General features: G+C 63.9%; 25 protein-coding genes and 1 tRNA gene. 21 read left to right on the top strand and 5 right to left on the bottom strand.

What is annotated here, in order from left to right; translation table 11 throughout:
* Positions 1–38: 38 nt before the first annotated feature.
* The 5 genes from BMI90_RS09510 (at position 39) to ribD (ending at position 2,926) form a co-directional block, all read left to right on the top strand.
* Positions 39–410, top strand: coding sequence for a hypothetical protein (locus tag BMI90_RS09510; protein ID WP_078528770.1), 372 nt, complete (start codon positions 39–41; stop codon positions 408–410).
* Between the two features lie 73 nt (positions 411–483).
* Positions 484–798, top strand: coding sequence for a hypothetical protein (locus BMI90_RS09505; RefSeq protein WP_078528768.1), 315 nt, complete (start codon positions 484–486; stop codon positions 796–798).
* Positions 798–1,214, top strand: coding sequence for a secondary thiamine-phosphate synthase enzyme YjbQ (locus BMI90_RS09500; protein WP_078528766.1), 417 nt, complete (start codon positions 798–800; stop codon positions 1,212–1,214). The genes BMI90_RS09505 and BMI90_RS09500 overlap by 1 nt, the downstream gene beginning before the upstream one ends.
* Positions 1,215–1,355: 141 nt before the next feature.
* Positions 1,356–1,826 (top strand): transcriptional regulator NrdR, encoded by a 471-nt coding sequence (nrdR, locus tag BMI90_RS09495; protein ID WP_078528764.1) that lies wholly within the window; start codon positions 1,356–1,358, stop codon positions 1,824–1,826.
* Entirely contained in the window at positions 1,823–2,926 is a 1,104-nt protein-coding gene (gene ribD / locus BMI90_RS09490) for a bifunctional diaminohydroxyphosphoribosylaminopyrimidine deaminase/5-amino-6-(5-phosphoribosylamino)uracil reductase RibD (protein WP_210401935.1), read from the top strand. Before nrdR ends, ribD begins: the two co-directional genes overlap by 4 nt.
* Here the strand turns inward: ribD and BMI90_RS09485 are convergent.
* The 3 genes from BMI90_RS09485 to BMI90_RS09475 form a co-directional block, all read right to left on the bottom strand.
* Positions 2,896–4,914 (bottom strand): capsular polysaccharide biosynthesis protein, encoded by a 2,019-nt coding sequence (locus BMI90_RS09485; RefSeq protein ID WP_078528758.1) that lies wholly within the window; start codon positions 4,912–4,914, stop codon positions 2,896–2,898. The genes ribD and BMI90_RS09485 overlap by 31 nt on opposite strands.
* Complete coding sequence (locus BMI90_RS09480) at positions 4,914–6,044, bottom strand: polysaccharide biosynthesis/export family protein (protein WP_078528755.1); 1,131 nt, start codon at positions 6,042–6,044, stop codon at positions 4,914–4,916. The genes BMI90_RS09485 and BMI90_RS09480 overlap by 1 nt, the downstream gene beginning before the upstream one ends.
* 80 nt (positions 6,045–6,124) lie before the next feature.
* The gene (locus tag BMI90_RS09475; RefSeq protein WP_078528752.1) at positions 6,125–7,411 is read right to left on the bottom strand and encodes a capsular biosynthesis protein; all 1,287 of its coding nucleotides are present in this window, start codon (positions 7,409–7,411) and stop codon (positions 6,125–6,127) included.
* A gap of 207 nt (positions 7,412–7,618) precedes the next feature.
* Here BMI90_RS09475 and BMI90_RS09470 point away from each other — a divergent pair, with 207 nt between their 5' ends.
* The 7 genes from BMI90_RS09470 (at position 7,619) to BMI90_RS09440 (ending at position 12,149) form a co-directional block, all read left to right on the top strand.
* Positions 7,619–8,254 (top strand): riboflavin synthase, encoded by a 636-nt coding sequence (locus BMI90_RS09470; RefSeq protein WP_078528749.1) that lies wholly within the window; start codon positions 7,619–7,621, stop codon positions 8,252–8,254.
* Entirely contained in the window at positions 8,251–9,408 is a 1,158-nt protein-coding gene (gene ribB, locus BMI90_RS09465; protein WP_078528746.1) for a 3,4-dihydroxy-2-butanone-4-phosphate synthase, read from the top strand. The genes BMI90_RS09470 and ribB overlap by 4 nt, the downstream gene beginning before the upstream one ends.
* A 3-nt stretch (positions 9,409–9,411) precedes the next feature.
* Positions 9,412–9,957 carry a 6,7-dimethyl-8-ribityllumazine synthase gene (locus BMI90_RS09460; protein ID WP_078528743.1) on the top strand — a complete coding sequence of 182 codons (546 nt, stop codon included), beginning with the start codon at positions 9,412–9,414 and terminating at the stop codon, positions 9,955–9,957.
* Positions 9,954–10,448, top strand: a complete 495-nt coding sequence (gene nusB, locus BMI90_RS09455) for a transcription antitermination factor NusB (protein ID WP_078528740.1) — start codon at positions 9,954–9,956, stop codon at positions 10,446–10,448. The genes BMI90_RS09460 and nusB overlap by 4 nt, the downstream gene beginning before the upstream one ends.
* Positions 10,449–10,578: 130 nt before the next feature.
* On the top strand, positions 10,579–10,923 hold the full coding sequence (locus tag BMI90_RS09450; protein WP_078528737.1) for a hypothetical protein: 345 nt from the start codon (positions 10,579–10,581) through the stop codon (positions 10,921–10,923).
* A gap of 363 nt (positions 10,924–11,286) precedes the next feature.
* A complete protein-coding gene (locus BMI90_RS09445; RefSeq protein WP_078528734.1) occupies positions 11,287–11,637 on the top strand; it encodes a hypothetical protein in 351 nt (116 codons plus the stop codon).
* Positions 11,638–11,690: 53 nt separating this feature from the next.
* Positions 11,691–12,149: an MmcB family DNA repair protein gene (locus tag BMI90_RS09440; protein ID WP_078528731.1), complete on the top strand. Its 459-nt coding sequence runs from the start codon at positions 11,691–11,693 to the stop codon at positions 12,147–12,149.
* 4 nt (positions 12,150–12,153) lie between these two features.
* On the opposite strand, the gene BMI90_RS09435 is transcribed toward BMI90_RS09440, so the two are convergent.
* Positions 12,154–12,363, bottom strand: coding sequence for a DUF6324 family protein (locus tag BMI90_RS09435; RefSeq protein ID WP_078528728.1), 210 nt, complete (start codon positions 12,361–12,363; stop codon positions 12,154–12,156).
* Positions 12,364–12,493: 130 nt separating this feature from the next.
* Between BMI90_RS09435 and BMI90_RS09430 the strand changes: the two genes are divergently transcribed.
* The 9 genes from BMI90_RS09430 (at position 12,494) to BMI90_RS09390 (ending at position 22,229) form a co-directional block, all read left to right on the top strand.
* A tRNA-His gene (locus BMI90_RS09430) sits at positions 12,494–12,570 on the top strand.
* A gap of 390 nt (positions 12,571–12,960) precedes the next feature.
* Positions 12,961–13,878, top strand: a complete 918-nt coding sequence (locus tag BMI90_RS09425; protein WP_078528725.1) for an ABC transporter substrate-binding protein — start codon at positions 12,961–12,963, stop codon at positions 13,876–13,878.
* A 92-nt stretch (positions 13,879–13,970) separates the two neighbouring features.
* Complete coding sequence (locus tag BMI90_RS19130) at positions 13,971–15,566, top strand: amino acid ABC transporter permease/ATP-binding protein (protein ID WP_078528722.1); 1,596 nt, start codon at positions 13,971–13,973, stop codon at positions 15,564–15,566.
* Positions 15,567–15,608: 42 nt separating this feature from the next.
* Positions 15,609–16,844: an acetamidase/formamidase family protein gene (locus BMI90_RS09415; protein WP_078528719.1), complete on the top strand. Its 1,236-nt coding sequence runs from the start codon at positions 15,609–15,611 to the stop codon at positions 16,842–16,844.
* Between the two features lie 93 nt (positions 16,845–16,937).
* Positions 16,938–19,268: an acetamidase/formamidase family protein gene (locus tag BMI90_RS09410; RefSeq protein ID WP_078528716.1), complete on the top strand. Its 2,331-nt coding sequence runs from the start codon at positions 16,938–16,940 to the stop codon at positions 19,266–19,268.
* Positions 19,269–19,274: 6 nt separating this feature from the next.
* A complete protein-coding gene (locus BMI90_RS09405) occupies positions 19,275–19,676 on the top strand; it encodes a RidA family protein (RefSeq protein ID WP_078528713.1) in 402 nt (133 codons plus the stop codon).
* Between the two features lie 60 nt (positions 19,677–19,736).
* Entirely contained in the window at positions 19,737–21,056 is a 1,320-nt protein-coding gene (locus BMI90_RS09400; RefSeq protein ID WP_078528710.1) for an acetamidase/formamidase family protein, read from the top strand.
* A 503-nt stretch (positions 21,057–21,559) separates the two neighbouring features.
* Positions 21,560–21,865, top strand: coding sequence for a hypothetical protein (locus tag BMI90_RS09395; RefSeq protein WP_078528707.1), 306 nt, complete (start codon positions 21,560–21,562; stop codon positions 21,863–21,865).
* 4 nt (positions 21,866–21,869) lie between these two features.
* Positions 21,870–22,229 (top strand): response regulator, encoded by a 360-nt coding sequence (locus BMI90_RS09390; RefSeq protein ID WP_078528704.1) that lies wholly within the window; start codon positions 21,870–21,872, stop codon positions 22,227–22,229.
* On the opposite strand, the gene BMI90_RS09385 is transcribed toward BMI90_RS09390, so the two are convergent.
* The gene (locus tag BMI90_RS09385; protein WP_078528701.1) at positions 22,217–23,110 is read right to left on the bottom strand and encodes a LysR family transcriptional regulator; all 894 of its coding nucleotides are present in this window, start codon (positions 23,108–23,110) and stop codon (positions 22,217–22,219) included. The two genes, BMI90_RS09390 and BMI90_RS09385, sit on opposite strands and share 13 nt — an antisense overlap.
* Between the last annotated feature and the right edge of the window lie 8 nt (positions 23,111–23,118).

The following is a 23,118-nucleotide window of genomic DNA, read 5'->3' as shown; positions in this document are numbered from 1 at the left end:
CCGGAAGGGGGCGTTTTCATGTCGAGAGGAGGCAGGACATGGTGAAATCCCTCAAGCTCGCGTTCGCGATTCTGGCGATCGGTGCGGCCTCGGCCCAAGCCGAAGGACGCGCGCAGTTCTACATTCCCGACAAGCCCGCGAAGCTCGTCTATCTCTTTACCTGCAAGGGGGAGACGGTCGAAGAGGTCAATGAGAACTGGGCGAAGGCCCAAGCGGTTTTCGCGCAAAATCACCAGAAGCTGGCGGCCGAGCTCGAGACGGAAACGCGTGCACAGCGCGAGACCGGAAAAGCGCCAAGCCAGGAGGCGATCGACGCCCATAACAAGCGGTTCGCGGCGCATAAATCGGCCGTTGCGGAAGACCTGGCGCCGCTGGGCTGCCGGATGGACGGGCTTGTCCATATGCCCTGACGGGCAGGTGATCCGGACTTTCGCGGGACACGGCGCACTGCTAAGTTTCGGGAAATCTCTGACGGAGCCCTGAATGACCCGCCTTTTCCTTCTCGCCCCTCTCGCCCTTGCCGCCTGCCAGATGGAGGGCGCGCCCGCCGGTGCGCCGCGCATGGATCAGCAAGGCACCTGCTTTCTCTATGTCGAGGACGAGGGTGCGGGCAAATATACCGTCGTGTCGGGGGTGGGCGATGGGTCGCCCGTGCCCAAGGCGATGATCAAGCGCGGGCTGAGCGGCGCGCAGGCGGATGCGCTCTGGACCAAGGAGCGCAAAATCATGGATATCAATCCCGAATGCCTGCGTATTCTCGCGACGGACCGCACGCAGACGCGCCCCGCCAAATCCTGATGCACCGGCTCTTCGAGATCGCCACCAACGGCCCCGGGCTCTACGAGTTTACCCGCGAGGTCTCGAAATGGGTCGATCTGGCGAATGTGGACGAGGCGCTGCTGACGCTGTTCATCCGCCACACCTCGGCGAGCCTTCTCATTCAGGAAAATGCCGATCCGGAAGTGCGCACCGACCTGACCGAGTTCTTCCACCGTCTCGTGCCGCCGACCACCGACCCGACTATGGGCTACCTGACCCATACCTATGAGGGGCCGGACGATATGCCAGCCCATATCAAGGCCGCGATCCTGCCGGTCAGCTTGCAGATTCCTGTCATTTCAGGGCGTCTCGCACTCGGAACTTGGCAAGGAATTTACCTTTTCGAACATCGCCGCGCTGCGCACCGTCGTGAGGTCGCGGCGCTGCTGCGCTGAGTCCGTCCCGCCACATCCCGCCGCCATATCTGGGGGGCTCTCATTTTTTCTACCCAAACTCTCGGGGCTGGGCTAAGGTCTTGTGGATAACTGGGGCAACAAGACCCCATCATGAGGCGGGACAAGGAACGGGGGAAAGTCATGCGCTGCCCATTTTGCGGAAATGTCGATACCCAGGTGAAAGATAGCCGCCCGGCGGAAGATCACGTCGCGATCCGGCGGCGGCGGTTCTGCCCGGCCTGTGGCGGGCGCTTCACCACTTATGAACGGGTGCAACTGCGCGATCTCGTGGTCATCAAGACCTCGGGCAAGCGCGAGGATTTCGATCGTGACAAGCTCGAGCGCTCGATCCGGATCGCGATGCAGAAACGCCCGGTCGAGCCCGAGCGCATCGACCAGATGATCTCGGGCATCGTGCGGCGTCTGGAAAGCATGGGCGAGACCGACATCTCCTCGAAGGTGATCGGCGAGATCGTGATGGAGACGCTGGCCCGGATCGACACTGTCGGCTATGTACGTTTCGCCAGTGTTTACAAGAATTTCCAGGAAGCGGACGACTTCGACAAATTCGTTTCCGAGCTGCGGCCGCCGGGAGCGGGCGAGGCCGAGTGACCCTGACAGACCGGCGCTACATGTCCCTGGCCCTGACGCTCGCGCGCCGGGGCCTTGGCAATGTCTGGCCCAACCCGGCCGTTGGCTGCGTGATCGTCAATGCGGGGCGGATCGTAGGGCGTGGCTGGACCCAGCCGGGCGGACGGCCCCATGCCGAGGTGCGCGCGCTGGCGCAGGCAGGTGAGGCCGCGCGCGGAGCCACCGCTTATGTCACGCTGGAGCCCTGCGCCCATTACGGCAAGACGCCACCCTGCTCTCTGGCGCTGATCGAGGCGGGGGTTTCGCGGGTCGTTTCGGCAATGGAAGATCCCGATCCGCGCGTCGCTGGCGGCGGCCATGCGATGCTGCGCGAGGCCGGGATTGCCGTCGAGACTGGCGTGATGGAGGCGGAAGCCCGCGACTTGCAAGCCGGTTTCCTGAGCCGGATCACGCGCAATCGTCCATGGCTCGCGCTGAAACTGGCGAGCAGCTTCGACGGGCGCATTGCGCTCGCGAGCGGCGAGAGCCAGTGGATCACCGGGCCGCAGGCGCGCGCGCGGGTGCATGCGATGCGGGCGGAATTCGATGCGGTGATGGTCGGCGGTGGTACGGCGCGGGCCGATGATCCTTTGCTGACCGTTCGGAATTTCACGCCTCTACGCCAGCCGGTGCGCGTGGTGGTCTCGGAGCGCCTCGATCTGCCGCGTGATCGGCTCGCAGGCTCGCTCGAGACCGCGCCGCTCTGGCTGATGCATGGGGTCGGCGCTCCGCCAGAGGCTGTGGGCTATTGGCGCGATCTGGGCGCGGAACTGATCGAATTGCCGCGCCTTGCGGAAGGTGGGCTCGACCCGTTTGCCTTGATGGAGGCTTTGGGCGGTCTGGGGCTGACCCGCATCTTCTGCGAGGGCGGTGGGCAGTTCGCGGCGACGCTTGCCAAGGCGGGGCTGGTCGATGAGTTGATCGGCTTCACCGCCGGGATGCTGATCGGCGCGGACGGGCGCCCCGGGATCGGCGCGATGGGTCTGGAAAAGCTGGGCGACGCGCGACGTTTCGAACTTGTGGATGTGACCCCGATCGGAGGCGATGTGCTTCACCGCTGGCGTCGCCATAGCCACGCGTAAGACGCGAAAACCCCCTGGAGCTTTGACCCGGCACGGTTGAGCGGCCCGCGGTTCGGCGCCGGGCCGTTGGCGAGTCTGTCGAGCGCGACCTCGGGAGGGCAGGGCAACCCGCTGGCCGGATCGAAATAGCGCGGATAGGCGATAAGCGCGGCATGCGCGAGTTGCAAAAGGTCGGGGCGCGTGGTGCGTCTCTGCGGTGCCGGGCCGAGATCGCGCGTCAGCCCCCAACCCGCGTAGAAAGGTGCGCCGAGCGTGGTGACCTTCTTGCCGCGCAACAGCGCCTCGAAACCCAGGCCCGAGGTTATCGTCCAGACCTCGTCGACCGCTGCGATCAGGGAGGCCGTATCCGCGTCGCGCAGGATCAGATCAGCAAAGCGCAGCGCGTCCTCATCCGAAATTGCACCGGGGCGCAGACCGGCCTCCACATCGGGGTGAGGTTTGAAGATGATAATTGCATCGGGGTTATCCTCCCGTACACGCGCCAGAAGCATTGCGTTTGTGCAAGTCTCACCGGCACCCCATCGGATCGAGGCATCGTCTTCGACCTGTCCGGGGACCAGGATGCGGTGGCCTTCCGGCAAGTCCGGCGGCGCGCCGCCGAGATTGTATTTCGTCAGCCGCGCCTCGGTGAGCTGCGCGATCAGCCGTTCGGCCCGCAAGCGCCCGCCGGGGGGCATTTCTTGCGAAATCAGCGCCTCGAGATCGGAGGGACGCCTCGGGTCGTAATAGATCCCCTGACGATCTGTGACGAGCGAAAGCGGCGGGACAAGTTCGGCCCCCAATCCGCGCGAGCGCAGGAAACCGTCTTCGACACGGATCGGATTGTTCTTTTCGACTTCGGGCGTGATCCGAGAAGCCCAATAGAGGAACGGGCGCGCAGGATCCGGTGTTTCGGAGAACCGCAGCGGGCCGTGACGTCCGAAAATACGGCGCAGATGCGGGCGTTTCCACAGTGACATGCCGCCCGCGACATAGCCCAGCCGATCCTCGCGGAACGTGCGGGTCTCGGCCTCAAGCTGATCGACGGCCTCCTCGAAGCTGCACAGCCGACCGCGACAGGGATCGAACCAGGTGGGCGCGAGGATATGGGAGACGGCGAAGATCTGCGCGCGGGTCAGCTTGCGTTCGCGGCGCGGCACGGGGTTTTCGTCCTGCGTCAGCCCCCAGCTGGCATAGAAGGGCTGGCCGAAGACGCGCGGCTTGTGGCCTGCGAGGATCGCCTCGTAGCCCATCAAGGACGAGACGGTATAGACCGCGATCGCGCCTTCGAGCAGCGCCCAAGGGGAAACCGGGGCGTCGAGAATATCGGTATTGGCGTCGCAATCGCCGCGACCGTAATGGCCGGGACGGTGGCCCGCGCGTGTCTCGGGATGGGTCTTGATCACGATCCGCGCGCCGGGATTCTCGATGCGGGCATAGGCGAGCATCTCGCGGAACATGGCCTCATTCGCGCCGCCATGGGTGATCGAGGCATCTCCCCGTATCTGGTCGATCACCAGCACATAGCCGGGTTCGGGCACGGGCAGGGTCGGGTCGAAATCGTTGTATTTCGACAAGTGGGATGCGCGGAGGCGGGCGATCCCGTCGCGGGCGCGCGCAAGTACCGCGTGATCGTCCAGGCGCTCGGTGGCGAGCATCCGCTCGATCATCGAGGGCTGGGCGCTGTCGAAATGCACCCCCAACGGGTCGATCAGCAGGCCTAGCGGCGGATCTCCCGTGCGGCCCGGATGGACCGAGCGCAGAAAGGCATCCTCAAGACGGATCAGCGGAAGACCGTGCCTTGCTGCCACCCTTTCGCCGCGCGCGGCATAGGGTGAACGGCCCCAGACCATCACGCCATCTTCCGGCCCGGGCCAGCCAAGGCGCGGCTCATGGCCTGCCGCGTTCAGGATCGCGCGCAGGCGCCGCTGGCGCAACAAGCCGCCGTTGTAGAAAAAAAGCCGCCGGGGAATGGCCCCGGCGGCTTTCAGATCCTGCGGTGTCGCCATCAGTTCCCGGCGAGATTGTTGAGCGTGTTCGCGGTACCGAGCGGCGCGGTCAGGGCCGAGAGCGTCTTTTGCCACTGAACGAAGGGCGCCTCGGTGACATAGACCGTGTCGCCGTCGCGGATCGCGAAATCGCGGGCGAGGAACATGCCGTTGGGCTCGGTCAGGTCGAGCACATAGATCATGCGTTGATCGCCGACGAGATCGGTCCGGCCAAGCACCTTCATCGCGATCTCCGCAGGCTCGTTGCGGAAGACGAAGACGCCGGTCGGGTCGGCGAGGTTCGATTGAAGGCCGCCCACGGTGGCGATCGCTTCGAGCGCCGAGAGCGTCTGCGTCTCGAAGGGCACGCGCGCCTGCGCGCCGGTGGCGCCGAGCGAGGTGAAGGCGCGCTGATCCTTCTCGACAAGGATCACGTCGTTGTTGCGCAGGGCGATGTCCATCTTCGGATTGTCGTAGAGATCCTTGAGCCAGACCGATTCCGACTGCGTGCCACGCTTGACGATGATCCTCGCGACTTCGGCGGGGATCGACACACCGCCCGCCTTGGCGATCATCGCCGAGAGGGTGCGGGTGGGGCGCTCGATCGGGTAGACGCCCTGGCCGTTGATCGCGCCCATGATCGAGACCGTCGCGCCATCGCCCGCGACGCGGTTGACCAGAACCTGCGGGTCCGGGGTCTGGGCGTCGAGCTTCGAGGTGATGACCCGGCGCAGCCCGTCAGGCGTGTTGCCCGCGGCTTTGATGCGGCCTGCATAGGGCACGAAAATATAGCCCGCGCCATCGACCTGCACCTGCTGTAGCTGGGTGGCGTTCGCGCCCTTGTTGGCCAGAAGCCCGTCATCGACGTTTTCCCAGATCGTCAGCGAGAGCGTGTCGCCCGGACGGATCGTGTCGGAGCCGAGCTGGCCCGCATTGAGGAATTTCGAGGAGAAGCCGAGCGCGGGTTGCACGGCGGTTTCACGGGTTACGAAGTCATTGACCTTGACGACGAAAGCATCGCCCTGACGCATCACGGAGCCGGCAAAGATCTCGCGTTTGTTGGGGCCGGGACGAGGCAGACCACAAGATGCAGTCAACAGAGTCGCGGAAAGGCCCGTTAAGAGGGCCCTGCGGGTCGTAACGATTTTCACTGCTCGAGCTCCTCGTTCGGGATGCTGCCTTGTTGTTTTGCGACCAAGCTACCGAAATGCCGGAAAAAAAACGAGCAAAATTATCGAACTACCCGCAACTGTTGCCGCGGGGCCGCGTTGCCTGCGGTCAGGGCATCGTAGGGATCTTCGGGAGCGAGCATCATGTCGACCACTTGCCGCAGGAGCGCACGCCGCCCGCGCGCTGCGTAGAAACCGCCCGGAACCTGGCTCGTCTCGAGCAGGTAATGACGATAATCGCGATAGGCGCGGCTGTCCGGGCGCGCGGGACTGGCGAAGAACTCCTCGAGCCCCTGGGAAGAAGTGAACTCGGGCTTGTCGAAGATCGCCCGCCCCAGCGCCTTGAGAGGCAATCCCCGCCAGAGCGCCTGCTGGGCGGCGGTGGAATTGACCGTCACCGCCGAGCGCGCCTGCGACAAAAGCCCCGCGAGCTTGCCGCCGCGAACGAAATGCACCCGGTTTGCGAGCCCGTGCCGGTCGGCCGCAAGCCGGATCGTCTCGCGGATCGGCGCGCGGCCATCTTCGAGTGGGTGAGCCTTGAAGACGAGGTGGTGATGGCGCGGAGCGCCGTGCGCGAAGCCCTCCATCACGAGATCGATGAACTCCGTCTGGCTGGCAAAGGGGGAGTGCATCCGGAAGCTTGCATCATGTTCGAGCTGCAACAGCACGAGATGATAGGGAAAACCGCCTCGCCGGATACGCCGGGTCGCAACCTTGCGTTCGAACATGTGCAGCGGCATCAGCAGCAACCGGCGCAGCCAGAGGCGGAACTCCTGAAACACGGTGATGTCGCGATGCGGCCGGAAATGACGATAGGGGCCGGGCCGGGCCATCACGAGGAAATGGTAGAGGGCGCCATAGAAGACGTGGTGGCGCATGTCGCCCCAGCGCGGCGGCGCATCGGGGAACTCGATCTCGGATTGTGCCAGCGCCGCGCGCATCTGCGCCACGCTCGTCTCCATCAGGCGCGAATGGCCGTTCGATCCGCCGCGCTCATAGGTGACCCAATAGGGGCGCAGGTAACCTTCCTCGAAGACGTGGATGCACAGGCCCAGCTCGCGCCCGATTTCGATCGCCTGAGCATGGATCGGGCGGGTGTCGCCATAGAGCACGAGATCGGTGATCTCCTTCTCGGCGATGAGCGCGCGCAGCCGGTGGGGCCAGGCCTCGGGCGCCTCGTCGAAGCGCAGGAAGGAGGGGCGATGGAACCAGAAGGCTTCGTCGCCGCGATTGAAGCCCACGCGCCAGACGCTCGCCCCGGCAGAGCGCAACATCGCGCCGAGCTGATGGAAGAAGGGCCCGTGCGGCCCTTGCAGCATCAGGAAATGGCGTGTCTCGAAACGTCTCATCGCGGTTGCGGTCCTTGCCTTTCGTCCGTGATCGCGCAAGCGGGGCGCGAAGTCACGGAATTTGTGCCATTTTCCCTTTTGGATGCGGCGAATTTGCGGCGCAGGCGCGCGAATGCGGTCAAGGGGCGCAGGGATTGTGCGGGGCTCGTCTCTTGCGAAGGGGCGTCACGCGGGCTAGCTAGGGTCCGAAATCTGTGAGGATATGTGATGTTCACCGGGATCGTGACCGATATAGGAGAGGTGCTGGAGCTGGAGCAGCGCGGCGATCTGCGCGCACGCATCGGCACCGACTATGATGTGGCGGGGATCGATCTGGGCGCTTCGATCGCCTGCGACGGCTGCTGCCTTACCGTGATCGCCACCGGCACCGAGACCCGGACCGGGCCCAGGAACTGGTTCGACGTGGAGATCTCGGCCGAGAGCGTGGCCAAGACGAATATCGGCGGGCGGGGCAACGACAATTCCGGCGGCTGGCAGGTGGGCAAGAAGATCAACCTCGAACGCGCGCTGAAAGTCGGCGACGAGCTGGGCGGACATATCGTCTCGGGTCATGTCGACGGCGTGGCCGAGATCGTGGCGATGGTGGATGAGGGCGACAGCACGCGCTTTACCTTCCGCGCGCCCGAGGCGCTGGCGAAATATATCGCGCCGAAGGGGTCGGTCGCGCTCAACGGGACGTCGCTGACCGTGAACGAGGTCGACGGGGCCTCGTTCGGTGTGAACATCATCCCGCATACCAAGCAGGTCACCAACTGGGGGCAGGCGAAAGTGGGCGACCGGATCAATCTCGAGATCGACACGCTCGCGCGCTATGTCGCGCGCTTGCAGGAGTGGAATGCATGACGACCGAAACAAAGACGCCGACCCCGGTCGATAAATCCGGCACCCACGACGTGCCCGGCGCGGTGGAGGAAAGCTTTCGCGGCGCGATCGCCTCGACCGAGGAGATCATCGAAGAGGCTCGCGCGGGCCGCATGGTGATCCTCGTCGATCACGAAGATCGCGAGAACGAGGGCGACCTCTATATCCCGGCCGAGAAATGCACGCCCGAGGCGGTGAATTTCATGGCGACCTATGGGCGTGGGCTGATCTGTCTGCCGCTGACGGCAGACCGCGTCGACCAACTGGGCCTTGCGCCGATGGTGCGCGCCAACGCGATGCGCCACGAGACCGCCTTCACCGTCTCGATCGAGGCGCGCGAGAACATCACCACCGGGATTTCCGCGCATGACCGGGCGCAGACGGTCAAGGTGGCGATTGACCCTTCGACGGGGCCGCAGGATATCGCCTCGCCCGGTCACATCTTCCCGCTGCGTGCCCGCGAGGGGGGGGTGCTGGTGCGCGCCGGCCATACCGAGGCCGCGGTCGATGTCGCGCGTCTGGCGGGGCTGACCCCGGCTGGCGTGATCTGCGAGATCATGGGGGATGACGGGCATATGCTGCGTCTGCCGGGGCTGATCGAGTTCGGGAAAAAGCACGGGCTGAAGATCGGGACGATATCGGACCTGATCGCCTATCGTCGCCGCCACGACAATCTCGTGCGCGAGACCATGCGCCAGATGGTCACCTCGACCCATGGCGGCGAGTGGGAAATGCGCGTTTTCACCGATCAGGCCGAGGGTGTGGATCACATCGTGCTGGTGAAGGGCGACGTCACCACGCCAGAGCCGGTTCTGGTGCGCACCCATTCGCTCAACGTGCTCGACGACGTGCTGGGGATCGGGCCGGGCTCGCCCGATGAGGTGCGTCACGCGATGGAGATCGTCGCTTCCGAGGGGCGCGGGCTGGTCTGCCTGTTCCGTGACCCGTCGAACCGGCTTCTGCGCGAGGACGAGAAGGGCCCGCGCACGATCAAGCAGATCGGGCTCGGCTCGCAGATCCTCTCCTCGATGGGGCTGCACGACCTCATCCTTCTGACCGACAAGCCCCAGACGAAATATGTGGGCCTCGACGCTTACGGGCTGCGCATCGTCGGCACCCGCCCCATTACGGAGTAAGACATGGCCGGAGCTTCGCATTACATTCTCGACCTGCCGAAATTCGACAGTGCGCCGCGCCTGCTGATCGTGGTTGCGCCCTATTACAAGATGATCGCCGACAATCTCGTCAGCGGGGCGAAGGCCGTCGCCGAGGATGCGGGGGCGAAGGTCGATATCGTCGAGGTGCCGGGCGCGCTCGAAGTGCCCACTGCGATCGCGATGGCGGCGCGCATGGCCGATTATGACGGGTTCGTTGCGCTTGGCTGCGTGATCCGCGGCGAGACCACCCATTACGATACGGTCTGCAATGACAGCTCGCGGGCGCTGACGCTGATGGGGCTCGACGGGATCTGCATCGGCAACGGCATCCTGACGGTCGAGAACCATATGCAAGCCGAAGTGCGTGCGGACCCCAAAGGGCAGAACAAAGGCGGCGGGGCTGCGGCTGCGGCCTTGCATCTCATCTCATTGTCGCGCAAATGGGCGCGCCGGACGAAGGGTATCGGGTTCAAACCTTCCGAATCCTTCCGTATCGCCGGCGAAACTGACGGATCGAAGAACGCATGACCGAAGACGCCCCCAAACCGCGCAAGCTCACCACCGAGGAAAAGCGGCAGATGAAATCTGCCTCGCGGCTCTATGCCGTGCAGGCGCTGTTTCAGATGGAAGCGGCCGGGCAGGGGGCCGACAAGGTGCGCCGGGAGTTCGAGGCGCACCGCTTCGGTGCGGTCGATGAGGACGGCACCGAGATGGCCGAGGGCGATCCCAACCTGTTCCGCCGTCTGATCGACGATGCGGTAACCTGGCAGGCCAAGATCGACCAGGCGACCGACAAGGCGTTGGTGGCGAAATGGCCGATCGACCGGATCGACCCGGTGCTGCGCGCGCTCTTCCGCGCGGCAGGCGCCGAGCTGGTCACACCCGCGACCCCGCCCAAGGTGGTCATCACCGAGTTCGTCGATGTCGCGCGCGCCTTCTTCCCCGAAGGCAAAGAGCCGAAATTCGTCAACGCGGTGCTCGATCACATGGCCCGCGCGCTGCGCCCCGAAGCGTTCTGATCGCAGCAGGGCGGCCGCTTCGCGACATTGTGCCACGGGTCGAATCCCGCCGATTGCGCAGTTGCGGCAAGAAACCCTGTTTGAATCAGGCGAATCTGCGCTAGATTGTGATCAAGCAGGAGGACTATTCATGCCTGAACTGATCCGGCTCTACATCAAGAACGTCGTCATCGGCTTCTTCATCGCGCTCGCCTTTGTCGGGCTGCTTCTCTGGGCCAATGTCGGCAATCTACGCCATCTGATCCTGACCTCGGATATCGGTTATATCGCGATGGCGCTGTTGATCGTGTTCAACACCATCGTTTTCTCCGGCGTGCAATTCGCGATCGCGATCATGCGCATGGCCGAGGATGAGGACGGCTCCGGCGGCGGCAAGCGCGACGGCATCCCGACCGATCTGGCGGCCGAGCGTCTGGCGATCCCGGTTCCGGTCGATCAGCCGACCAGCCGCAAGCAGATCCAGCTCAAACGCTGATCTTTCATCGCCTTTCACGCAAAAGCCCCGCCGGATCCGGCGGGGCTTTTTATTGACGGTAAGGTGACGGAAACCGCAGCAGACGTGTAGACGAGAATTCCCGGAGACCTGAATAAATCAGGTGGGCGCCAGATACCGAGGCCAGGACCCCGGCAGAGCCAGCTCCCTCAGGAATGGTATAGGCCACTGGAAAAGGGTCTTTCACGGAAAGAGCAGTAACCGTCGAGCCCACAAATAAGGGCGCGCTCGCGTTCCGACAAGGGGGGACGGCAAAGGCTCGCCACTGCGACACCTTGGCGCTTGGCGCACGGGGGCATCCCTTTACCGTGGAAGCCGGAATTTGCCGCGAACAGGGAGATTTTCATGAGCGATTTCAAACCTGCCGAACCGCGCGCCGCGCGGCCCGGTCTGGGCGCGGTGCTCGAGCGGCTCTGGCGCGTCGAGGTGCTGCGCTACGAGGTGCTTGCGGGCGCGCTCTTGCTGCCGGTGCTGGTGGCAGGCCATGCGCGGCTGGAGGACTACCTGGTCTATGTGCTGCTGGCGCTTGCGCTCTTTGCAGGGGAAAGTTTCCGGGTAATGGGCGCGGGGCTGTTGCGCCATGTCGCGCCCGAGGGCCTGGCCGAGGCCGCGACCCTGTTGCGCGGGGCCGATCTGGGCGTCGCCATCCTGCGCGCGGCGCTGACCGTTCTGGTGATCTCGGTTCTGGTCTTCTGAGTGGGGTGCCGCGCTATCTGGACTTTTGTTCACACTTCGTTCATGTTTGGCACATGGTCCAGGTTCCACTTTCCGATCTCCAGCCCGGTCAGGTGCTTGCCCGAGGCACCGCGCGCGCACTCAGCGCGCTCGGGCTCGATTGCATCGCCGAGATGCCGCTGCGTCCGCGCCTGCGCGCCGATCTGATGGCGATCGACCGCAAGGGTGAGATCTGGATCGTCGAGTGCAAGTCGAGCCGCGCCGATTTCACCTCGGACCGGAAATGGGATGGTTATCTTGATTGGTGTGACCGCTATTTCTGGGCGGTCGACCAGGATTTCCCGACCGACCTTCTGCCCGATGGCACGGGGCTTTTCATCGCCGATGGCTACGGGGCCGAGATGATCCGCGAAGCGCCGCTGTCGAAACTTGCGCCCGCACGGCGCAAGGCGCTCACGCTCGATTTCGCCCGTGCCGCAGCGCGCAGGCTGCACCGGCTGTGCGACCCGGGGGCGCGGCAGATCGGGCTCTAGCGGATCAGCGCTTCTTGCCCTTCGAGCCCTTCATCATCTCGCGCGCGGCTTCGGCGGCGGCCTGAAGCTCTTCTGCGATCTCTTCGGCTTCTTCGGGATCGAAATCGAGCGGCAGTTCCACGCCGTCCCCTTCGATATAGATGCGCACCATCCCCAACGAGGTCGGGCCGATCTGGAGATTGGCGGCGATATCGCTTTCCTTGTCGATGCTCATCGGAAACTCCTGAGAGGTTGGCTGGAAAATGCACCTAACGCCCGCAGCGCCCGCAGGCAAGACTTGGTGCGAATTTCTCGTCATCGAGCCCTTGCAATCCCGCGCGCCTCGGTCTATTTCCCGCGCCAGTGCCGCCTTAGCTCAGTTGGTTAGAGCGCTGGATTGTGGATCCAGAGGTCCCCCGTTCAAGCCGGGGAGGCGGTACCATCCCCCCAGAAATGATTGAATGTGGCCTGTTCAGGATCGGAAGATCCGATCGAGTTTCCCGACGCTGGCAATCTCTGTTCAGCCAAGCGGACCGATCTGAGTCGCATCCGCAAGCCGAACGGAGCGACCGTCGTCGCGACGTCGCCGGTGCAGAGCTACAAGATCCCGGTTCTTCGTAAGGGCGCGCTTCGACTGGATCTCCCTGAATTTCTTGCGTGCCCGAGGGGAATGCGCCCGTTGGAGGCGTTTGCCTAAATTCTGGCCGATAACCGTCTGAGGGGCGGTAAAATTACAATCGATAGTGCGGCTGGATACAACGCCACGCCTGTTTCGCGCTCCTACGATCCGATTGGTCCAAGTCAAACATAAACCTGGCCAAGGGAGCGTATAATGAAACTGTCTCAGAAACTTGCGGGATCTCTCCTGTTTCGAAGCCTGACCTGCGCAGGCATGTTGTGTGGTGCCGTGATGACGACCGGCTCACTTCTCATCGCCTTCGGTAGCGCTGCACATGCCGAAACGCCGGCAGCCTGTGCCGCCCTGCAGGAGAAGTACCCCGAACTGAAAGGGAAGACGCTGGTCAACGCGATCAACCCGCACACCCCGGGCTACGAGGCGCTCGATCCGAACGATCCGTCGAAATATGTCGGATTCGATATCGATCTGGGGGAAGCGATCGGCGATTGCCTCGGCTTCTCGATGACCTACAAGCCGGTGACCTTCGCCGCACTGCTGACCACGCTGGAAGCCGGGCAGGCCGATATCGTGATCTCGGATATCTACGCCACGAAAGATCGCGCGAAAGCGGCCGATTTCATTACCTATCTGAAGGTCTATGACGGCGTGCTCGTGGCGAAGGACAACCCGAAGAACATCACCGGGATCAATACCTCGCTGTGCGGTACGACGGCTGCGGAAAACACCGGCTATGTCGAGGTGCCGCTGATCCAGGCGCTGGCCGAACAGTGCAAGGCCGAAGGCAAGCCCGCGCCCGAAATCCAGCTTTACGACAACAACGCCAACTGCATTCAGGCGATCCTGTCGGGGCGTGCCGACACCTACATCAATGACGTGAACACCGTCGATGGTGCGGTCAAGGCTTACCCGGACAAGCTGTCGAAAGCGACCGCTGTGACGCTGCCCTATTCGGTAGGTATCGCCGTGCCGCGCGACAATCACGACTTCCGCGCCGCGATCATGGCCGCGCTGACCGAGATCCAGAAATCGGGTCTGCAGGAAACGCTGATGACGAAGTGGAACCTGCCCGCCGATCAGATGGAAGAGCCGAAACTGGTTCTGGCCGACTGAGGCGACACCTCGCGACATACGAATGACGGTGCCGGTCCCCCTGGGTGTCCGGCACCGCCTTCCCTCCCTATCAGAAGCGTCAGACGGCAATCATGGAACTGTTCTTAAAGTATCTCACGCAACCCTATCTGCTGACCGGGATCCTCTATACCGTGATGATCACGGTCGGGGGGCTGTTTGGCGGCGCTCTGATGGGGATGGTTCTGGCGTGGATGCAGCTCAGCCGATATCGGGTGCTTGCGGTCTTCGCACGGATCTACGCGATTATCTTCCGTGGCACTCCGCTGATCCTGCAGATGGTGTTCGCCTATAACGCGCTGCCGCTGATCGGGATCAAGCTGAGTGCGCTCGAGGCCGCCGTTCTGGCGTTGAGCTTCAATGAAGCCCCCTTCATCGCCGAGATCATTCGCGCCAACATCCTTGGCGTCGATCGCGGACAGACCAGCGCGGGACAGGCGCTCGGGATGCGGCCGGGAACGATCATGCGCCGCATCGTCTCGCCACAGGCATTCCGGATGATGGTTCCCGCGCTTGGCAACGAGGCGGTGAGCGCGCTGAAGAATTCGTCCCTCGCATCGGTGATCTCGATGCAGGAACTCACATTGCGCAGCACCCAGCTCGCCTCTTCGACCTTCGATTTCTTTTCGATCTTCTTCGCTTCGGGGCTGATGTATCTCGTGTTGGCCGGGTTGATCGCGGTGCTCCAGATCATCATCGAGATCGCGCTCGATCTCGATCGGCCCAAACCGCAGGACAGGCTGCTTTCGCTGATGCCCTGGAGCCGCCGCGAGATGCCGGCCGCGCAAACCGCACCGGCTGCAGCTGCCGAAGAGGGGCTAGAGGAAGGCATGCCGGCGCGACTGCCGCCGCTTGATCGCGCGGCGCGGGCGCGGACCTTGGCAAAAGCCAAGACCGTGTTGAAGATCGAGGGGCTGGTGAAGTCCTACGACACGCGCAAGGTGCTCGACGGGGTCGATCTCGAAGTGCGCCAGGGTCAGGTCGTGGCGCTGCTCGGGCCGAGCGGATCGGGAAAATCGACGCTGTTGCGCTGCATCAACCGGCTCGAAGGCTGGGACAGCGGAACGATCAAGGTGCTCGGGCGACATATCGGGGTGGATGGCAATGGATTTGCGCTGAGCCCGCGCGAAATCGCCGATGCGCGCGCCGAGGTCGGGATCGGCATGGTGTTTCAGAACTTCAACCTCTTCGGCCATCTGAGCGCGCGTGAGAATATCGCCGGACCCTTGCGCTGGGTGCAGGGCATGTCTGCCGCCGAGGCCGATCGGCGCGCGATGGAACTGCTTGAAAGGGTCGGGCTGACGCATCGCGCCGATGCTCTGCCGCGCCATCTCTCCGGGGGGCAGCAACAGCGTGTCGCGATCGCCCGGGCGCTGGCGCCGAACCCGAAGATGCTGCTGCTTGACGAGCCGACCTCGGCGCTCGACCCGGAGCTGGTGGCGGGCGTGCTGCAGGTGATCCGGCGCCTTGCCGAAGAGGATGGGCTGACCATGCTCATCTCGACCCACCAGATCGGATTTGCGCGTGATGTCGCGGACCGCGCGATCTTCCTCGATCAGGGTCGCATCATCGAGGATGGCCGCGCCGATCGCATGTTGACCCACCCGGAAAACCCCAGAACCGCCCGCTTCTTGCAGATTCTGTCCGACGATACGCCGTTATCGGCCTGACGCGGCCACCCACCGATTGCTTGACCAGGAGAAGATCATCCCATGCGCCACTTCACGTTACCGGTGTCCCCGAAAACCGTTCACTGGGGGTATTTCAGCAAGAGCGTCACTCCGGCTCTGACCCTCAAATCAGGGGACCGCGCCACGATCGAGACGCTCACCCATCACGCCAATGACGACTATGAGCGCATGGTCAAGGATGATCCCGGCGCCGAGGCCGTGTTCCGCTGGACCAAGGAAGAAAAGACGATCTCGCGTCGCGGCGCGGGCTCGATCGAGCCGCCGTTCACCTTCGGCGCGGGCGAGGGTCTGGGGGTTCACCTGATGACCGGTCCGGTCGCCATCGAGGGGGCGGAGCCCGGTGACATCCTGGAAGTGCGCGTGCTCGACATCCGGCCGCGGCCAAGCTGCTCGGCCTGTTATGCCGGACGCTGTTTCGGGTCGAACGCGTCGGCGAACTGGGGCTTTCACTATCACGACCTGATCGAGGAGCCCAAACCGCGCGAGGTGATCACGATCTACGAACTCGACACCAGCGGCGAGCCCATCGCGAAGCCGGTCTACAACTATGTCTGGACGCCCCAGACCGATCCGGACGGGATCACCCATCCCACGATCGACTATCCGGGCGTGCGCGTGGACCACAACCTCGTGCAGCATCGCGAGAACATCATGCCCGGCGTGCGGATCCCCGCCCGGTTGCATTTCGGCACGATGGGGCTTGCGCCGTCCGAGGCGGAATTCGTCAGCACCATCCCGCCGAACTATACCGGCGGGAACATTGACGACTGGCGCATCGGCAAGGGGGTCCGGATGTATTACCCGGTCGCCGTGGAAGGCGCTTTCTTCTCGGTCGGCGATCCCCATGCCGCGCAGGGCGACAGCGAGCTGAGCGGGACCGCGATCGAGACCTCCCTGACGGGTGATTTCGAATTCATCCTTCACAAGAAGGACGATCTGGAAGGCACGATCCTCGAAGGTCTCGACCACCCGCTGATGGAAAACGACAACCAGTGGGCCGTCTATGGCTTCACCTTCCCGAACTATCTCCAGACGCTCGGGCTGGAGGGGCAGTCGACGGTTGCGCAGCATTCGAGCCTCGATCTCGCGATGCGCGATGCGTTCCGCAAGCTGCGCCGCTTCCTGATGACGACCCGCCATTTCAGCGAGGACGAAGCGGTCTCGCTTATGTCAGTTGCCGCAGATTTCGGCGTCACGCAGGTCGTTGATGCAAATTGGGGCGTTCACGGAACGATCCGCAAGGATCTCTTTTCCTGAGCAAGGGGCGAAACTGGTCACGTCATGGGCGGTTCACTAGCATCCGGCACCGGTAGTCCGCACCCCAATGCGCGGAAGGGAAGTGTTGAAAACATGCCGGTGAGCCGTTTCCAGAGCGAGTCCTATTCCAATGATCAGCGCGACTTGGCCTGGCGGGAATTTCTCGATGCGATCGGTCTGCTCGAGGTCTGGAGCCCCGAGATCCTTCCGGCGAGCCTTGGAAATTACCGCTCCGGGCTGGCGCATGGAAAGATGCCGGATCTGATGCTGGCGCGGCTCTCGGCAACGGGGCGTGAATTGTCGCCGATCGCCCGGCGAGGTGTCGCGCCGCTGATCGTGCTGCCTCTCGACGAGGCGATCGAGATCGTGCGTGGTGACGAAGGTATCGTCGTGCGTGGCCGAGAGCTGGGACTGGTGCCCACCGATCCCGGCTGGCACATCCGGTTCGGACGCAACAGCCGCACCGTCTGCCTGACGCTGCCCGAAGCGCTGTTGCTCGGGCGGCGCTCGACCAATACCGGTCTGGCGGCACCGCGGGTATTTCCCAATGAGAGTATCGTGAGCATCTTCGCCGCGGCGATCGAGGCGACCGCAGCCGAGATGGAACGGCTACATGGCGCGGATTGGGCGGCCGTCGCGCAGCAACTGACTGATCTGTTCTTCTGCCTTCCCAGAAAGGCGGGATCTGATGTCGCACAGCGTCTGGCCTTCTCAGGGCTGCTCGGACGTGTCGCGCAGACGATCGAATCCCATCTGGGCGACAATGATCTGAACGCGAAGACGGTCGCCCAGATGGAGGGGATCTCAGAGCGTTACATGCAGCGTCTGTTCAAGCGGAACGGCGAGACTTTCTCCCAGTATCTGCGTGAGCGTCGTCTGCAGCGCGCACGCGCGCTGCTTTCCAGCCCCGGCGAGCCCGATTTCTCGGTCGCCAATGTCGCCTATGATTGCGGTTTCGGCGATGCGGCCAATTTCAACCGCTTGTTCAAGCAGCGCTTTGGCCAGCCTCCGGGCGCCTTTCGCGCGAGCATTACCGAAGCCCGGCGCGAAAGCGCGGGCGGGGTGGAAAATCGCGGCTGGCCGATCTCGGCGCTCGGGCGGTTCCAGCCGCGGGCGACGCTGGCGCGTCCTGCCCGCCGGTTGCTGCCTGCCAAGCCGTCCAACAGCACCGCGCAGCCTGGTCAGACCCATCATCTGAACGTTGGCCCGGACACGGTTCATTGGGGATATTTCAGTCGCTCGCTCGCCCCTGTTCTGTCGGTTCGGCCCGGGGATCATGTGATTGTCGAGACCCTGACCCAGCACGCAACCGACGCGCGTGAATTGATGATCAAGGGCGACCCGGCCGCTGAAGAGGTGTTCTTCTGGGATGGTGAGCGCAAGGGCGTCGATCGGCGTGGGGCAGGGCCGCAGGACGCCTCGGTCTTCGGGCGCGGGGCCGGGGAAGGCTTTGGCGTTCATATCTGTACCGGCCCGATCCATGTCGAAGGCGCGGAGCCCGGCGACGTGGTCGAGGTCCATATCGATGACATGACCCCACGCCCCAGCCGCGCGCCGGGATATGAGGGGCGGGTATTCGGAAGCACCGTCTCGGCCTGGTGGGGATACCATTATTCGGACCTGCTGACGGCCCCGAACCCGCGCGAGACCGTCACGATCTACGAAGTTCATCAGGACGATGACGGGTCGGGTCACGCGGAAATGCTGTATTCCTATCGCTGGAAGCCGCAAACCGACCCGTTCGGCGTGACGCATGCGACTTACGACTATCCCGGCATCCCGGTGAAGTCCGGCTCGGTCGAGTTCGAGCCCCCGCCGGATCCGCCTCTGCGTGTCCCGCTGAGACCGCATTTCGGGGTGATCGCGGTTGCCCCGCGCGAGGCCAATCTGATCGACTCCGTGCCCCCGGCCTATTTCGGCGGCAATATCGACAACTGGCGTCTGGGCAAGGGAACCTCGGTCTACCTTCCTGTTTCGGTGCGCGGCGCGTTGCTGTCGATTGGCGATCCCCATGCGGCGCAGGGTGACGGAGAACTGTCAGGCACCGCGATCGAATGTTCGATGACGGGGAGGGTCACAATCCGGCTGCACAAGCGCGGCACGCCGATCGCGGACATCACCTATCCGCTGATCGAGACGGCGGATGCCTGGGTCCTGACCGGTTTTTCCCATCCGGATTATCTGGCCGAATTCGGTTCCAAGGGGCAGAGTGAGGTCTATGCGAAATCCTCGCTCGACCTCGCGATGCGGGATGCCTTCCGCAAGGCGCGCCGTTTCCTGATGGCGCGTTTCGGTCTGGCCGAGGATCAGGCGATCGCACATATCTCGGCGGCGGTCGATTTCGGTGTAACGCAGGTCGTGGATGGCAATCTCGGCGTTCATGCCATCATTCCGAAATCGCTCGTACCCGGTTGCAAGGAGTAGCGAAGAATGCAGTTCCACATGATTTCGAACGGGCCCAAACCCGTCGCCCCGTTCAGCCACGCAGTCGAGCACGACGGGATCGTCTACATCACCGGCCAGATGCCCGACAGCCCGGAGGCGCCGGGCGTTCTGCCCGAGGGGATCGAGGCGCAGACACGCAATGTGATGGCCAATCTCGAACTAGTCCTGTCCGGTCTCGGGCTTGGCTGGGGAGACGTGATGATGGCACGCGTCTACCTGACCGATTTCAAGCGCGACTATGCTGCCATGAACGACCTTTATGCGAGCTACTTCCCCGCCGACCGCAGGCCGGCACGGACCTGTGTCGGGGTGACGGGACTCGCCTATGATGCTTTGATCGAGATCGATCTCGTCGCGCGCAGGCCCGGGAGCGGCGGAGCGCGCTGAGAGGATCTGTAACGGAATTGTCGGCGCCTCGACGGCGCCTGGAGCCTGAAGGAGGACAAAATGCCAGACGGAAATCAGCCCGCGACGCCGCTTCGCAGCATCGTTGTCGACGAGTACACCAATTCAGTCCTTGATCCGGCGGAGCCGATGCTGGGACCGCTCGCCGATGGCGGCACCATCATCGCCAATACCGCGCCGGGATGCTGGGGGCCGATGATCACGCCCCGGCTGCGCGGCGGTCACGAGGTGACCCGACCGGTCGCAGTCTCCGGTGCGCAGCCCGGCGACGCGCTGATCGTGCATATCCGCGATGTCACCGTGACCTCTCTGGCAACCGCTTCGGGGCATGACAGCTCGCCCGAGGGGTTCTGCCTCGGGGATCCCTACGTTGCGGCGCGCTGCCCGACCTGTGACGAGGTCTGGCCGGAAACCCATGTCGAGGGGATCGGGCAGAAGGCGGTGGTCTGCGACAAATGTGGAAACCCCGTTACTCCGTTCGAAATCGTGCATGGTTACACAGTGACCTTCGATCCGACCGGCGCGGTTGGTCTGACGCTGCCCAAGGAGGCCGCCGAGGCCATCGCGCATGATGCGCCCAGCTACGCATCGCTGCCAGACAAGTCGCGCCAACACTCGATCCTGACCTATGCGCCCTCGGACATGCCCGGGGTGATGATCCGGATGCGCCCCTTCATGGGGCAGCTCGGAACCTGCCCTTCGATCGCGATGCCGGACAGCCATAACGCGGGCGACTTCGGCGCCTTCCTCGAGAATGCTCCGCATGCCTACGGGCTCACGCATGAGCAGGTTATCGAGAACAAGACCGATGGCCATATGGATATCGACGCTGTCCGGGCCGGGGCTGTTCTGGTCTGCCCGGTGAAGGTGGCGGGCGGCGGTCTCTATATGGGCGACATGCATGCGGGGCAGGGCGACGGCGAGATCGCGGGCCACACGATGGATGTCGCCGGTTCTGTCACGCTGCAGGTCGCCGTCCTGAAGGACTGGCCGATCGACGGACCGGTCCTGTTCCCGCTGGTCGAGGACCTGCCGCCGCTTGCCAAGCCCTTCAGTGCCGCCGAGGTCGAGAAGGCGCGCAAACTGGCCAAGACCTTTGGCGTCACGAACATCGAGGCCACCGCCCCGATTTCGGTCATCGGAACGGCCGCGACGATGAACGCGGCGATCGATAACGGGCTCGAACGGGCGGCTGCGCTGTTGCAGATGAGCGTGGCCGAGGTGCGCAACCGCGCGACGGTCAACGGGGCGATCGAGATCGGTCGTGCGCCCGGGGTGATCCAGGTCACTTTCCTCGCGCCGCTGGAAAAGCTCGACGCCGTCGGGTTGGGCGCGATCGCGCGCGAGCAATACGGTCTCTGACCCGGAATGTGGGCAGGCGGTTTCGCCTGCCCACGACGACCTGCGCGCGCGGGGAGCCTCGGAGCGATCTTCGCTATTCGGATGGCTGTCGTGCCAGCTTCGGCCATAGCGCGCATCGCTTTGCTATTGGTGTCTTTGCGAAGGCTGATCGCCTTCTTCGTGGTGGGTTCGAAAGCCGCGCGCATCGCTTTGTCTTTTCCACGGGGCCGTCGAAATATGGATTCCGGGGTGACTGATGCGGCAAAAAGAGATGGGGCGCTGTGCAAAGCTACATTTTGTAACGCCTTGCACAGTCGAAATATCTTTCTGTCCGCAGCAAAGTCCTGTTGATTGCGACGCCACGGACGCCCTGTTCAGGCCGAAGAGACGGTACACCGCATTTCCTGCGGTCAGCCATACAGAAAAAGCGATGCCAATGCGCTCTCAGTGATGAAATGCTGTAGCGCTCTGGACATTTTTCTGCGCGGATCGATCTTGCATCGAACATTCGCGCGGGGAGAGGAATGGCAGGCCTTCAAGATCACGACGTGCCGGAGGGCCTGATCTGCTATTTCTATCCTTCGAGACTTCCGCTATCGAGCGTTTCGCGAGAACGCAAAGATGCGAAGTTTGCTCATGTGAACAAGGGCTTTCAAGAAATCCCGGGCCATGCCGCGAGGGATGTTCCGCGAGATGTGGTGCGCGCCTCGCTCATGCCTTCTGGCGAGCCTGCGGCCTTTATCGGCGAGGGGCGCGAGGTGTTTGTCTTGACCCAGGGCCGCAACGACAGGAACAGCTTTGCGCATGGCGCAGAAGCCAAGCAGGAATGAGACGATGAGTGGTGAGGTTTTGCTGGCCGAGGATGAGGCCGTCGTCGCGCTTGATCTGCAATTCATGCTGGAGGATATGGGCGCGACGGTGCGTGGGCCTTGCGCGACGGTTCAGGCCGGGCTCGAACTCGTGGCCGAGCGACTGCCCGACATCGCGATCCTCGATGTGATGCTGGCCGATGGCGAGGTCTATGAACTCGCGGACAAGCTCCACGATGCGAAAGTGCCGATCCTGTTTCATTCGGGCCATGCCGACGCACACCATCTGACTGCGCGCTATCCCGGAGCCGCGATCTGTCCCAAGCCCGCGATGCCGTCCGAGATCGAAGCGAAGGTCTCGCATTTGCTTGCTCAGTCCGGCTGACCCCGCGCCGAATGCGCTTGTGCGAGCCGATCAAGAAAAGCGCGCGCGGCATGGCTGACATGGTGTTCTCGGTGGCGCAGCACATAGAAGGGGCGCGGCGGCAAGGCGAGGGGCCAGCGATGCAGCGTCCCGATCCGCAGCGAGCGTGCAACCACATGCGCCGAGAGGATCGTCATCCCCGCGCCCGCCTCGACAGCGCTCAGCACCGCCTCGTTCGATGGCAAGACCAGCGGCGCGCGCATCTGCGCGACCGTCAGCCCGTGCGGGGCGAGCGCGGCCTCTGCGCTGGAGCGTGTGCCTGAACCTTCCTCGCGCAGGACCCAATCGGCGGCGCACAGGTCGGCCGGGTCGAGTCGGGCAGGCGTGGGCGAGGCGCTTACCAGCACCAGCTCATCCGCGCCGATCCTGCGCCGTTCCAGTTTCGGATCGTCGATTTCGCCTTCCACCAGTGCCAGGTCGAGCGCGCCCTCACGGATCTTTGCCGCCGCCTCCTGAGTGTTGCCGATTTCCAGCGTCACCGCGATGCCGGGACGTGCCTTGCGGAACGCCGCGATATGGGGCGGCAGCCAATAACCTGCGATGGTCTGGCTCGCGACCATGCGAATATGGCCGCGCTCGAGCCCGCGCGTCTCGGCCAGCATCGCCTCGGCCTCGGCGATCCGCGCCAGCACCGCGCGTGCCTCGGGCAGAAAAGCGCGCCCTTCTTCGGTCAGGACGATCCCGCGTCCGATCCGGTCGAAGAGCTTCACCCCGTGACGCCCCTCGAGCGCCGCGATCGCGGCCGAGGCGGTCGACTGGGTCATGTTCAGCTTATGGGCGGCATGGGTCACATGCTCCATCTCGGCCACGGTGACAAAGACGCGAAGCTGTTCCGGGGTCATCTTGGCCT

The organism is Thioclava sp. L04-15, from assembly GCF_002020275.1.
GTDB classification, from domain to species: Bacteria; Pseudomonadota; Alphaproteobacteria; order Rhodobacterales; family Rhodobacteraceae; genus Thioclava; species Thioclava marina.
This window is presented reverse-complemented; position numbering and strand designations above follow the sequence as displayed.

Coding starts and splice junctions, on each gene's coding strand:
- BMI90_RS19130 (WP_078528722.1), top strand. CDS start 13,971: ATGGAACTGTTCTTAAAGTATCTCACGCAACCCTATCTGCTGACCGGG.
- BMI90_RS09510 (WP_078528770.1), top strand. CDS start 39: ATGGTGAAATCCCTCAAGCTCGCGTTCGCGATTCTGGCGATCGGTGCG.
- BMI90_RS09470 (WP_078528749.1), top strand. CDS start 7,619: ATGTTCACCGGGATCGTGACCGATATAGGAGAGGTGCTGGAGCTGGAG.
- BMI90_RS09450 (WP_078528737.1), top strand. CDS start 10,579: ATGCCTGAACTGATCCGGCTCTACATCAAGAACGTCGTCATCGGCTTC.
- BMI90_RS09505 (WP_078528768.1), top strand. CDS start 484: ATGACCCGCCTTTTCCTTCTCGCCCCTCTCGCCCTTGCCGCCTGCCAG.
- BMI90_RS09460 (WP_078528743.1), top strand. CDS start 9,412: ATGGCCGGAGCTTCGCATTACATTCTCGACCTGCCGAAATTCGACAGT.
- BMI90_RS09440 (WP_078528731.1), top strand. CDS start 11,691: ATGGTCCAGGTTCCACTTTCCGATCTCCAGCCCGGTCAGGTGCTTGCC.
- BMI90_RS09435 (WP_078528728.1), bottom strand. CDS start 12,363: ATGAGCATCGACAAGGAAAGCGATATCGCCGCCAATCTCCAGATCGGC.
- nrdR (WP_078528764.1), top strand. CDS start 1,356: ATGCGCTGCCCATTTTGCGGAAATGTCGATACCCAGGTGAAAGATAGC.
- ribB (WP_078528746.1), top strand. CDS start 8,251: ATGACGACCGAAACAAAGACGCCGACCCCGGTCGATAAATCCGGCACC.
- BMI90_RS09500 (WP_078528766.1), top strand. CDS start 798: ATGCACCGGCTCTTCGAGATCGCCACCAACGGCCCCGGGCTCTACGAG.
- BMI90_RS09475 (WP_078528752.1), bottom strand. CDS start 7,411: ATGAGACGTTTCGAGACACGCCATTTCCTGATGCTGCAAGGGCCGCAC.
- BMI90_RS09400 (WP_078528710.1), top strand. CDS start 19,737: ATGCCAGACGGAAATCAGCCCGCGACGCCGCTTCGCAGCATCGTTGTC.
- BMI90_RS09415 (WP_078528719.1), top strand. CDS start 15,609: ATGCGCCACTTCACGTTACCGGTGTCCCCGAAAACCGTTCACTGGGGG.
- BMI90_RS09425 (WP_078528725.1), top strand. CDS start 12,961: ATGAAACTGTCTCAGAAACTTGCGGGATCTCTCCTGTTTCGAAGCCTG.
- nusB (WP_078528740.1), top strand. CDS start 9,954: ATGACCGAAGACGCCCCCAAACCGCGCAAGCTCACCACCGAGGAAAAG.
- BMI90_RS09395 (WP_078528707.1), top strand. CDS start 21,560: ATGGCAGGCCTTCAAGATCACGACGTGCCGGAGGGCCTGATCTGCTAT.
- BMI90_RS09410 (WP_078528716.1), top strand. CDS start 16,938: ATGCCGGTGAGCCGTTTCCAGAGCGAGTCCTATTCCAATGATCAGCGC.
- BMI90_RS09385 (WP_078528701.1), bottom strand. CDS start 23,110: ATGACCCCGGAACAGCTTCGCGTCTTTGTCACCGTGGCCGAGATGGAG.
- BMI90_RS09390 (WP_078528704.1), top strand. CDS start 21,870: ATGAGTGGTGAGGTTTTGCTGGCCGAGGATGAGGCCGTCGTCGCGCTT.
- BMI90_RS09445 (WP_078528734.1), top strand. CDS start 11,287: ATGAGCGATTTCAAACCTGCCGAACCGCGCGCCGCGCGGCCCGGTCTG.
- BMI90_RS09405 (WP_078528713.1), top strand. CDS start 19,275: ATGCAGTTCCACATGATTTCGAACGGGCCCAAACCCGTCGCCCCGTTC.
- BMI90_RS09485 (WP_078528758.1), bottom strand. CDS start 4,914: ATGGCGACACCGCAGGATCTGAAAGCCGCCGGGGCCATTCCCCGGCGG.